The 500-nt window shown below is 61.2% G+C and carries 1 pseudogene; it reads left to right on the forward strand.

Annotation, left to right across the window (positions count from 1 at the left end):
* Positions 1-174 precede the first annotated feature (174 nt).
* Positions 175-500: pseudogene (locus AC1DYI_RS38130) on the forward strand (sensor histidine kinase); the annotation flags it as partial.

Genomic DNA, 500 nt, shown 5'->3' on the forward strand with positions numbered 1-500 from the left:
ATCGCCCGTGTGAGCAAGCCCGGGGCCGCAGTGCTGCTGCCAGCGCGAGGCAGCACCCATGTGTGCGTTGCCGCACAGACACCGCCTCCGCTCGAGGGTCCGATAGAGCATCGCCTTTGAAGGGTGTTACCCGTCCACATGTACCAGGCCATCGGCCGGCAAGGCACCAAAAGCATGCATAACTTTCTCTCCCACAACCGGGAGGAACTGGTCTCGCGGTGCAAGTCGAAGGTTGCACAAAGACCCCGACGCGCGGCCACTGAACGACAGTTGGCCAACGGGATCCCGCTGTTCCTCGATCAACTGATCAGAACCCTTGCAGCAGAGGGCGCTGGCAACCCTGAAGACGGTGTCAGGATCTCCGGGCCATCCGGCGGCGACTCACTGGTGTTGTCAGAAATGGGGGTGACTGCCACCGCCCATGGCAAGGAGTTGCTGAACCTTGGCTACACGGTTGACCAGGTCGTTCATGACTATGGCGATCTCTGTCAGGCGATCAC

The sequence above is a fragment of the Ideonella sp. P3_A4 genome (assembly GCF_056403075.1).